The 10,659-nt window shown below is 59.9% G+C and carries 10 protein-coding genes; 2 read left to right on the forward strand and 8 right to left on the reverse strand.

Annotation, left to right across the window (positions count from 1 at the left end):
- Positions 1-34: 34 nt before the first annotated feature.
- The 8 genes from IRZ77_RS05285 to IRZ77_RS05320 form a co-directional block, all read right to left on the reverse strand.
- Entirely contained in the window at positions 35-328 is a 294-nt protein-coding gene (locus IRZ77_RS05285; protein ID WP_153671596.1) for a DUF2388 domain-containing protein, read from the reverse strand.
- 88 nt (positions 329-416) lie between these two features.
- The gene (locus tag IRZ77_RS05290; RefSeq protein WP_153671597.1) at positions 417-734 is read right to left on the reverse strand and encodes a DUF2388 domain-containing protein; all 318 of its coding nucleotides are present in this window, start codon (positions 732-734) and stop codon (positions 417-419) included.
- 307 nt (positions 735-1,041) lie between these two features.
- Positions 1,042-1,257, reverse strand: coding sequence for a DUF1127 domain-containing protein (locus IRZ77_RS05295; RefSeq protein ID WP_003256968.1), 216 nt, complete (start codon positions 1,255-1,257; stop codon positions 1,042-1,044).
- 374 nt (positions 1,258-1,631) lie between these two features.
- Entirely contained in the window at positions 1,632-3,125 is a 1,494-nt protein-coding gene (locus IRZ77_RS05300) for an acetyl-CoA hydrolase/transferase family protein (RefSeq protein ID WP_196173047.1), read from the reverse strand.
- 186 nt (positions 3,126-3,311) lie between these two features.
- Complete coding sequence (locus tag IRZ77_RS05305; RefSeq protein ID WP_015268505.1) at positions 3,312-4,748, reverse strand: NAD(P)(+) transhydrogenase (Re/Si-specific) subunit beta; 1,437 nt, start codon at positions 4,746-4,748, stop codon at positions 3,312-3,314.
- Between the two features lie 2 nt (positions 4,749-4,750).
- On the reverse strand, positions 4,751-5,065 hold the full coding sequence (locus IRZ77_RS05310) for an NAD(P) transhydrogenase subunit alpha (RefSeq protein ID WP_003256966.1): 315 nt from the start codon (positions 5,063-5,065) through the stop codon (positions 4,751-4,753).
- A gap of 11 nt (positions 5,066-5,076) precedes the next feature.
- The gene (locus tag IRZ77_RS05315) at positions 5,077-6,198 is read right to left on the reverse strand and encodes a Re/Si-specific NAD(P)(+) transhydrogenase subunit alpha (RefSeq protein WP_046616903.1); all 1,122 of its coding nucleotides are present in this window, start codon (positions 6,196-6,198) and stop codon (positions 5,077-5,079) included.
- A gap of 437 nt (positions 6,199-6,635) precedes the next feature.
- The gene (locus IRZ77_RS05320) at positions 6,636-7,535 is read right to left on the reverse strand and encodes a LysR family transcriptional regulator (RefSeq protein ID WP_085602007.1); all 900 of its coding nucleotides are present in this window, start codon (positions 7,533-7,535) and stop codon (positions 6,636-6,638) included.
- Positions 7,536-7,696: 161 nt separating this feature from the next.
- Between IRZ77_RS05320 and IRZ77_RS05325 the strand changes: the two genes are divergently transcribed.
- Both IRZ77_RS05325 and IRZ77_RS05330 read left to right on the forward strand, forming a co-directional pair.
- Positions 7,697-8,878 (forward strand): acyl-CoA dehydrogenase, encoded by a 1,182-nt coding sequence (locus tag IRZ77_RS05325; RefSeq protein ID WP_003252907.1) that lies wholly within the window; start codon positions 7,697-7,699, stop codon positions 8,876-8,878.
- A gap of 14 nt (positions 8,879-8,892) precedes the next feature.
- A complete protein-coding gene (locus tag IRZ77_RS05330) occupies positions 8,893-10,113 on the forward strand; it encodes a CaiB/BaiF CoA transferase family protein (protein ID WP_108481675.1) in 1,221 nt (406 codons plus the stop codon).
- Positions 10,114-10,659 lie beyond the last annotated feature (546 nt).

Below are 10,659 nucleotides of genomic sequence, written 5' to 3' on the forward strand. Positions count from 1 at the left end.
AGCATCTCCGAAAAATACAGGGAGTCAGATGTAGTTATTGGACGAGAATTGCCTGCGCCAGTTCCAGATCGCCGACGGTATGCCGTGCGCAATTGTGGCGTAGTGATTCCAGTGCTGCCTCCAGCCGCGCACCGCGGATCTGGCCGTCGCTGGCGACGAAGGCAGCGGCATCGTCCTGGGCCTGGCGGACCAGTTTACGGTCGAACGGTGCGGTGGTGACCTGGCTGGTCACATAGCCAGTGATGACCAGGCTTTGCGTAGTGGTATCCATGGCATGGGCGCTGACCATGCCAACAAAGGAGAACAGCAACGGCAACAGATAACGCATGGGCTCTACAACAGCTGGAAACGTGGATGGCAAAGATGTGTGCGGCTGTGCTGGTGGTGACCAGCACAGCTGAACGGCTCAGTCGGGGTCAAAGCGCCAGGATGGCCTGGGCCAGTTGCGCGTCGCTGGCTTGCAGGGCTGGCATTTGCGAGCGGATGTGCATGAAAGCGCTTTCCAGCTTGGCACCACGAATGTCGCCCTGGCTGCCAACGAAGCTGGCGGCGTCGTCACGGGCGGCCTGGACAATCTTGTCGTCACGGAACGAGGAGGAAACATCGGAAGTGGCATCGGTGGACGCGGCCACTGCGCCAACGACGGCGTCGGTGGTGACAACGAAGCTGGTGGCGTTTGCGGTGCCGGCCAGGCTCAGCATCAGGGCGGCGCCAATCAGGTATTTACGGGACATGATCGTGGACTCCTGGACTAGGGTCGGGTGGTTCTGTTTTATCGGACGCTCGCACAGCTCGTCGCGGTACTTTTTCAACAGTGCGTTCTACCAGACTGTTATGCCAAGCGTATCACGCGCCGGTGTTTCTGGATGTTAATGAACAGCGCGCCAACAAACTGTTATGGTTTGTTTTGTGATTTTACAAACTGTACATGTGTGCTTGTAAAAGGCTCTGGCATGCCGTCTGCAAACAAAAAACCCGTCGCAGTCACCTGCAACGGGTTTCGGAAATTTGCGGTGCCGACCAAAGCCGGCAAGCCGGAGCTTAGCGCCAGAAAGGCTTGCTCAGCTCTTCGTAACGCTGCGACTCGCTGATACCGGCATCGGCCAGCAGGCGGGCGTCCAGGCGAGCCAGTTGACGGCGGCTGGCCATACGGCGCTGCCACAGCAGCAGGGTGGACAGAGCGCGCAGCGGCAGCGAAGCGTTGGATTGTTGGGCGTTGCTTTCAAAAACCAGACCGGAACTGAGGGTACGTTCCATGATGTTTCATCCTTCCGCTTATGGCGGGATTAGGTAGTGATTTAACTGATGCCAATGATCCTCCTCTGTCGTCCATTACAGTAGATACAGTTCGGTGGAAAGACGATGGTCCAGTTAACTGTGTAACCCTACTGTTGCACTCGAAACTGGCGCAACTGTACTGGTCCGCACTTATTTGGTGCGTTTTGATTTAGGGAGGTTGATTTGCGAGCCGAGAAGGCGCGCAAGAACCGGTACAGTAGTACAGATTATGCTGGATGCTACGGCAAGGTGTATTGATCGAAGGGTTTGACTGTATCTGGCCCATTCGCGGAATTGCCTGCGAAGAGGCCGGAACAGCGGAAGCAGGGCCGCCGTTCCGTACCTCATCTGTATCAGCTAGCCAGCATGCGCCCGGTTTCTTCCAGGTTCTCGTGCCAGCTCAGGGCTTCGCGCAGGATGTGTGGGGTGTGGCCACCACGCTGGCAGGCGCGATCGAAGTAGTCGTTCAGCGCTGCTCGGTAGTCCGGGTGTACACAGTTGTCGATGATCGCCCGGGCGCGCTCACGTGGCGCCAGGCCACGCAGGTCGGCCAGGCCTTGCTCGGTGACCAGGATGTCCACGTCGTGCTCGGTATGGTCGACATGGCTGACCATCGGTACCACGCTGGAAATCGCGCCACGCTTGGCAATCGACTTGGTGACGAACACGGCAAGGTGGGCGTTACGGGCGAAGTCACCCGAGCCGCCGATGCCGTTCATCATCTTGGTGCCGCAGACGTGGGTGGAGTTGACGTTACCGTAGATGTCGAACTCCAGCGCGGTATTGATACCGATGATGCCCAGACGGCGGACCACTTCCGGGTGGTTGGAAATCTCTTGCGGGCGCAGAACCAGCTTGTCCTTGTAACGCTCCAGGTTGCCGAACACATCGGCGTTGCGGCGGGTCGACAAGGTGATCGAGCTGCCCGAGGCGAAACTCAGCTTGCCAGCGTCGATCAGGTCGAAGGTGGAATCCTGCAGTACTTCGGAGTACATGGTCAGGTCTTCGAACGGCGACTCGATCAGGCCGCACATCACTGCGTTGGCGATGCTGCCGATACCGGCCTGCAGCGGGCCAAGCTTGTTGGTCATGCGGCCAGCTTCCACTTCTTTCTTGAGGAAGTTGATCAGGTGGTCGGCGATGCCCTGGGTTTCGTCATCCGGAGGCAGGACGGTGGACGGCGAGTCCGGCTGGTCGCTGATAACGATGCCGACGATCTTGGCCGGGTCGATCGGAATGGCGGTGCTGCCGATACGGTCGTCGACCTTGACCAACGGGATTGGCGTACGGGTCGGGCGGTAGGTCGGGATATAGATGTCGTGCAGGCCTTCGAGGTTGGTGTTGTGCGAGAGGTTTATCTCGACAATCACCTGCTTGGCGAAGATCGCAAAGCTGGCCGAGTTGCCCACCGAGGTGGTTGGCACGATGTGGCCCTGCTCGGTGATGGCCACGGCTTCGATGACCGCGATGTCCGGCAGTTTCAGCTGCTGGTTGCGCAGCTGCTCGACGGTTTCTGACAGATGCTGGTCGATGAACATCACCTGGCCGTCGTTGATAGCCTTGCGCAGGGTGCTATCGACCTGGAACGGCATGCGGCGAGCCAGCACGCCAGCCTCGGTCAGTTGCTTGTCCAGGTCGTTGCCCAGGCTGGCGCCGGTCATCAGGCTGATTTTCAGTGGCGATTGCTTGGCACGCTCGGCCAGTGCATGCGGTACGGCCTTGGCTTCGCCGGCGCGGGTGAAACCGCTCATGCCGACGGTCATGCCGTCCTCGATCAGACCAGCGGCATCAGCCGCACTCATTACCTTGCTGTGCAGGGAGGACAAGCGGATACGATCACGGTACATGGATTGTTATCTCGGGCTACTGAAACTACTGCAGCGCAGTCTAGAGACTTCGCCCCTTGCCGTCCCACGACCATGGTCGTATGAGAAGCGTTGGAGTAGAGCCGTTGATCCGGATCAATAAAAGAAAAGCCCCGGCAGATTCTGACCGGGGCTTCCTTTATATCAGCTGGTTTGCAGCGGCCGTTGTCACTCCACCGCCTTCACCATGTCTTCGATGACCTTCTTGGCGTCGCCGAACACCATCATGGTCTTGTCGAGGTAGAACAGTTCGTTGTCCAGGCCGGCATAGCCACTGGCCATGGAGCGCTTGTTGACGATGATGGTCTTGGCCTTGAACGCTTCGAGGATCGGCATGCCGGCGATCGGCGACTTGGGGTCGTTCTTCGCTGCCGGGTTGACCACGTCGTTGGCGCCCAGCACCAGCACCACATCGGCCTGGCCGAACTCGGCGTTGATGTCTTCCATTTCGAACACCTGGTCGTACGGTACTTCTGCCTCGGCCAGCAGCACGTTCATGTGCCCGGGCATACGGCCCGCTACTGGGTGGATCGCGTACTTCACTGTCACGCCGTTGTGGCTCAGCTTCTCGGTCAGTTCCTTGAGCGCATGCTGGGCGCGAGCCACCGCCAGGCCGTAACCCGGGACGATGATCACGCTGTCGGCGTTGCTGAGCAGGAAGGTGGCATCGTCGGCCGAGCCAGACTTCACCGGGCGCTGCTCTTTGGAACCTTGCGCCGCGCCCGCATCGGTATCACCACCGAAGCCACCGAGGATGACGTTGAAGAACGAACGGTTCATCGCCTTGCACATGATGTACGAGAGGATGGCACCGGACGAGCCGACCAGGGAGCCTGCGATGATCAGCATCGAGTTGTTAAGCGAGAAACCGATACCGGCCGCTGCCCAGCCCGAATAGCTATTGAGCATCGACACCACTACCGGCATGTCGGCGCCCCCGATCGGAATAATGATCAGCACGCCCATGATGAAGGCCAAGACCAGCATCAGGGTGAAGGCACTGTAGTGGCCAGTGAAGGTGAACAGCAGGCCCAGGGCAATGGTGGTCAGGCCGAGGATCAGGTTCAACTTGTGCTGGCCGGCGAACTGTACCGGTGCGCCCTGGAACAGGCGGAACTTGTACTTGCCCGACAGCTTGCCGAAGGCGATCACCGAGCCGGAGAAGGTAATGGCACCGATGGCTGCGCCGAGGAACAGTTCCAGGCGGTTGCCGGTGGGGATCGGGTCGCTCATGGCGGCAACGATGCCCATCGATTGCGGTTCCAGCACTGCGGCGATGGCGATGAACACCGCAGCCAGGCCGATCATGCTGTGCATGAAGGCGACCAGTTCCGGCATCTTGGTCATCTCGACGCGCTTGGCCATTATCGAACCGGCAGTGCCGCCGACCAGCAGGCCAACGAGGACGTAGCCGATGCCGGCGGTGGCAAGCTCGGCCCCGAGCTTATAAATGAGGCCGACCGTAGTGACGATGGCGATACCCATGCCGATCATGCCGAACAGGTTGCCACGCCGCGAGGTAGTCGGGTGCGACAGGCCCTTGAGCGCCTGGATGAAGCACACCGAGGCGACGAGGTAGAGGAGCGTTACCAGATTCATGCTCATGCTTACTTCTGCGCCTCGTTCTTGGTTTTCTTCTTGAACATCTCAAGCATGCGACGGGTGACCAGGAAGCCACCGAACACGTTGACCGCGGCCAGAGCCACCGCCAGGGTGCCCATCAGCTTGCCGGCCGGGGTCACCGTCAGGGCGGCGGCCAGCATGGCGCCGACGATGACGATCGCGGAGATGGCGTTGGTCACGGCCATCAGTGGCGTGTGCAGTGCCGGGGTGACGTTCCACACCACGTGGTAGCCCACATAGATGGCCAGCACGAAGATGATCAGGTTGTAGATGCCATGGGAAATCAGCATGTCTTCCATTGTCGTGCTCCTTAGCCGTTCTTGCGGACGACCTGACCATCACGGCACATCAGGCAGGCCGCGACGATGTCGTCTTCGAGGTTGATGACCAGCGCGCCGTCCTTGTCGAACAGCAGCTTCATGAAGTCCAGCAGGTTGCGTGCATACAGTGCCGAGGCATCGGCGCCCACCTGGGCCGGCAGGTTGGTCGGGCCGACGATGATCACGCCGTTCTCGTGTACCACCTGGTCGGCGACAGTCAGTGGGCAGTTGCCGCCCTGGGCTGCTGCAAGGTCGATGACCACCGAGCCGGGCTTCATCTGCGCGACGGTTTCGGCGCTTAGCAGGGTCGGCGCCTTGCGCCCCGGGATCAGCGCAGTGGTAATTACGATATCCGCCTGCTTGGCGCGCTCGTGCACGGCCTGGGCCTGGCGTTGCATCCAGCTGGCCGGCATCGGCCGGGCGTAACCGCCGACACCTTCGGCGCACTCGCGCTCTTCATCGGTTTCGTAGGGTACGTCGATGAACTTGGCGCCCAGCGACTCGATCTGCTCCTTCACGGCCGGGCGCACGTCGGACGCCTCGATCACTGCGCCCAGGCGCTTGGCCGTGGCAATGGCCTGCAGGCCGGCAACGCCCGCGCCCAGGATCAGCACGCGCGCAGCCTTGACGGTACCGGCGGCGGTCATGAGCATGGGCATGAAGCGTGGATAGTGATGGGCAGCCAGCAACACAGCCTTGTAACCGGCGATGTTGGCCTGCGACGACAGTACGTCCAGGCTCTGCGCCCGCGAGGTGCGCGGCGCAGCCTCCAGCGCGAACGCGGTAATGCCGCGCTCGGCCATCTTGCCGATCAGCTCGCTGTTGAAGGGGTTGAGCATGCCCACCAGGAGGCTGCCACTGTTTATCAGGGCCAGTTCCTGGTCGTTGGGGGCGACCACTTTGAGCACCAATTGGGCGCCGTAGGCATCGGCTGCACTTCCCAGGGAAGCACCCACGGCCTCATAGGCACTGTCCGGAATGCTGGCATTGAGCCCTGCCCCCCGTTGGACGGTGACCTGATGGCCCTGGCCAATCAGTTTCTTGATGGTTTCCGGGGTCGCAGCGACCCTTGTCTCACCGGTCTGCGTCTCGAGAGGAACACCAATGTGCACGACTATTTCTCCTGCGGTGACCTTTTGTCTTTTTAAAAGCCAGCGCACTTCGGATGGTGCGCTGGGGCGGCTGTGGAGCGCCGGCCCGCCGAATCCCGGGCGGGCGAAGCATTTTGCAGACGAAGCCAGAGGCCTTCAACCGGTTCTGGAGCGAAACGAAGTCAAAACTACAAGTCACCCTGTGACCGTATGTCGCAACGGCCAGGCTGCAGCCCGTCAAACATAGGCTATTGGCAGATTAGGAGAAAAAAACAAAAATTTTGCGATCAATTCGCTTACGGCTTGGTGAATGTCGCAAAATAACCCGCAAAGCCGCGCCGTAAGCAGGGTTAAAGCGGATTTTTGCACCCTGCATAACAGTTTACGTATATGCGACAAATACATATATCTGTAGGTGTTAAAAATAATTGACTACGAGGTCAAGTTGCCGGGTTTGCTCACGTCTTGGCCGTGTAGGCCTGGGCCTGGCTTAGCAGCCAGTCGCGGAAGGCGCGTAGCGAAGCCGACTCCACCTTGCGCTCCGGGATCATCAGATAGTAGGCCTTGTCACTACTCAGGGCATGCCTGTTAGCGACCACCAACCTGCCCTCCTCCAACTCGCGCTGGATCAGGAACGGCGGAATCAGGGCGATGCCCATCTCATGCATGGCCGCCTGCGCGAGCATCGAGAATAGTTCATAGCGCGGGCCTGTCATGTCGCGTTCCACGTTCATGCCGACGCTGCCGAACCATTGCCGCCAGGCATAGGGGCGCGTGCTCTGCTGCAGCAGTGGTAGCCGGGCGATACGCTGCGCGTCGAGCGTGCCCTGCCCGTCCAGCAGCACAGGGCTGCACACCGGTACCGGGTTTTCCCCCATCAGCCGGTGCGACTGCGTGCCGGACCAGTCGGCATCGCCGAAGTAGATAGCGGCGTCGAAGGTGGTGTCGGCAAACAGGAAAGGCCGGGTGCGGTTGGTGAGGTTGACCGTGACCTCTGGATGGCGCTGCTGGAAGTCCTTTAGTCGCGGTAGCAGCCATTGGGTGCCGAAGGTGGGTACCACGGCGAGCTCGATCACGTTGGCGCCCTGCTGGCGCATTACCGACAAGGTATCGCGCTCTACCGCGTCCAATTGGGCGGCCACCTGGCGGCTATAGGAAAGGCCGGCTTCTGTCAGCTTCACGCCGCGGCGCGAGCGGCGGAACAGCTCCACATTAAGGAAGGCTTCCAGGCCACCTATCTGCCGACAGACGGCGCCTTGGGTCAGCGCAAGTTCCTGGGCGGCCTTGGTAAAGCTCTCGTTGCGTGCTGCCGCCTCGAAACAAACCAGGGCGGCGGTACTGGGGATCTTGCGGCGCATGTAAGTCAACCTCACTCGTAAGGCTGTCAATATGGCGTTTTGCCGATTTACGAAGTGACAAATTATCACTAATTGGTGCGCAATCCTCGTTTGTCCCGACGGCCGATCAGGCCTAGGCTCAAAGGCACAAGAAACTGCCCCCTATTTCGAGGATTTCGCTCATGGCCGGTAAAGCAAGCTTCAACTGGATCGACCCGCTGCTGCTCGATCAGCAGCTCACTGAAGAAGAGCGCATGGTGCGTGACAGCGCTTATCAGTTCGCCCAGGACAAGCTGGCCCCGCGTGTGCTCGAGGCTTTCCGTCATGAGCAGACCGACCCGGCGATCTTCCGTGAAATGGGTGAGGTCGGGTTGCTGGGCGCCACCATTCCCGAGCAATACGGTGGCAGTGGCCTGAACTACGTGTGCTATGGCCTGATTGCTCGAGAGGTAGAGCGCATCGACTCGGGTTACCGCTCGATGATGAGCGTGCAGTCGTCGCTGGTGATGGTGCCAATCAACGAGTTCGGTACCGAGGCACAAAAGCAGAAGTATCTGCCCAAGCTGGCTAGCGGCGAGTGGATCGGTTGCTTCGGCCTGACCGAGCCCAACCACGGTTCCGACCCGGGTTCGATGATTACCCGTGCCCGGAAGGTCGACGGCGGCTACCGCCTGACAGGCAGCAAGATGTGGATCACCAACAGCCCGATCGCCGATGTGTTCGTGGTCTGGGCCAAGGACGATGCGGGTGATATCCGCGGATTTGTTCTGGAAAAGGGTTGGCAAGGCCTCAGCGCGCCGGCGATTCACGGCAAGGTCGGGCTGCGCGCCTCGATAACTGGCGAAATCGTCATGGATAACGTGTTCGTGCCGGAAGAAAACATCTTCCCGGATGTACGCGGCCTCAAAGGTCCGTTCACCTGCCTGAACTCCGCCCGCTATGGCATCTCGTGGGGGGCGCTGGGAGCTGCGGAAGCCTGCTGGCACACTGCGCGTCAGTATACCCTGGACCGTCAGCAATTCGGTCGCCCGTTGGCTGCCAACCAGTTGATCCAGAAGAAGCTGGCCGACATGCAGACTGAAATCACCCTGGCGCTGCAGGGCTGCCTGCGTCTGGGGCGGATGAAGGACGAGGGCACGGCTGCAGTGGAGATCACGTCGATCATGAAGCGCAACTCGTGTGGCAAGGCGTTGGATATTGCCCGCATGGCGCGTGACATGCTGGGGGGCAATGGCATTTCCGATGAGTTCGGCGTGGCTCGTCACCTGGTCAACCTGGAGGTGGTCAACACCTATGAAGGTACTCACGATGTGCATGCACTGATCCTGGGGCGTGCGCAGACCGGCATCCAGGCCTTCTATTGATAAGGAGCCAGCCCATGGGCGCGCTATCACATCTGCGGGTGCTGGACCTTTCTCGCGTGTTGGCCGGCCCATGGTCTGGCCAGATTCTCGCTGACCTTGGTGCCGATGTGATCAAGGTCGAGCGCCCTGGCAGTGGTGACGATACCCGCTCATGGGGGCCGCCTTTCCTCAAGGATGCCAATGGTGAGAGCACAAGCGAGGCGGCCTATTACCTATCGGCCAACCGCAACAAGCGCTCGGTGACCATCGACTTTACCCAGGCCGAGGGGCAGCGCCTGGTACGTGAGTTGGCGGCGAAGTCCGATATCGTCATCGAGAACTTCAAGGTTGGTGGGTTGGCTGCCTACGGCCTGGACTACCAGAGCCTGAAGGCGATCAACCCGCGGCTTATCTATTGTTCCATCACTGGGTTCGGGCAGACAGGGCCTTATGCCAAGCGCGCGGGTTATGACTTCATGATTCAGGGGTTGGGCGGGCTGATGAGCCTGACCGGCCGCCCGGAAGGTGAAGAGGGTGCGGGGCCGGTCAAGGTAGGGGTGGCGCTGACCGACATCCTTACCGGGTTGTACTCCACGGTAGCGATCCTCGCTGCCCTCGCCCATCGCGAGCAGGCTGGGGTGGGCCAGCATGTCGACATGGCGTTGCTCGATGTGCAGGTGGCCTGCCTGGCGAACCAGGCGATGAACTACCTGACCACTGGCAACCCGCCTCGTCGGCTTGGTAATGCGCACCCCAATATCGTGCCTTATCAGGATTTTCCCACGGCGGACGGCGACTTCATCCTGACCGTGGGCAACGACAGCCAGTTCCGCAAGTTCGCCGAGGTGGCCGGGCAGCCGCAATGGGCGGACGACCCGCGTTTCGTTACCAACAAGCTGCGGGTTGCCAACCGGGCCGAGCTGATTCCTTTGATCCGCCAGGCCACGGTGTTCAAGACCACGGCGGAATGGGTAAGCCAGCTCGAAGCTGCAGGAGTGCCGTGCGGGCCTATCAATGACCTGGCGCAGATGTTCCAGGATCCGCAGGTTCTGGCACGCGGATTGGCGGTAAACATTCCGCATCCGTTGGCGGGAAGTGTGCCGCAGGTGGCGAGCCCGATACGGTTGTCGGAGACGCCGGTTGAGTACCGTCGGGCGCCGCCGCTGCTGGGTGAGCATACCGAGGTGGTGCTGGAGGATGTATTGGGACTGGATGCCGGTGAGGTGCGGCGGCTGCGCAGTACCGGTGTGCTTTAAGGGCGTTTGGCCTTGGTGAAAAGCGGGGAGGCCCTCAGGCCTCCCCGCTTTGCTTTTCAGCGATATCAAGGTTTCTTGAAATTAAGGGTTGACGCGGTTTCGAATCCGCTTATAATGCGCCCACTTCTGACGTAGTCGAAGCGTAAAACTTCTTGTAAATCAATTAGTTAGGCGATTCAGGTAGTATCAGGAGTGCTTCGATCGAATGATCGCCAGCGGTTGAGATGATGGTTGACAGCGCTTCTAAACGCTGTATGATTCGCCTCCCGCTACGAGAGATCGCAGCGAGTCAAGTGTTTGAAGCTAAACGAGTTTCTCGCAAAAAACTTCAAAATAAACGCTTGACAGCAAATGAGGAAAGCGTAGAATGCGCGCCTCGGTTGAGACGAAACACTCTTAACCAAACGCTCTTTAACAAATCGAATCAAGCAATTCGTGTGGGTGCTTGTGAGTACGGACTGATAGTCACAAAGATTATCAGCATCACAAGTGGCCATGCGAGAAATCACATAGTCATTTGAGATTGCTGAGCCAAGTTTAGGGTTT

This window comes from Pseudomonas pudica (assembly GCF_015680405.1).
GTDB lineage: Bacteria > Pseudomonadota > Gammaproteobacteria > Pseudomonadales > Pseudomonadaceae > Aquipseudomonas > Aquipseudomonas pudica.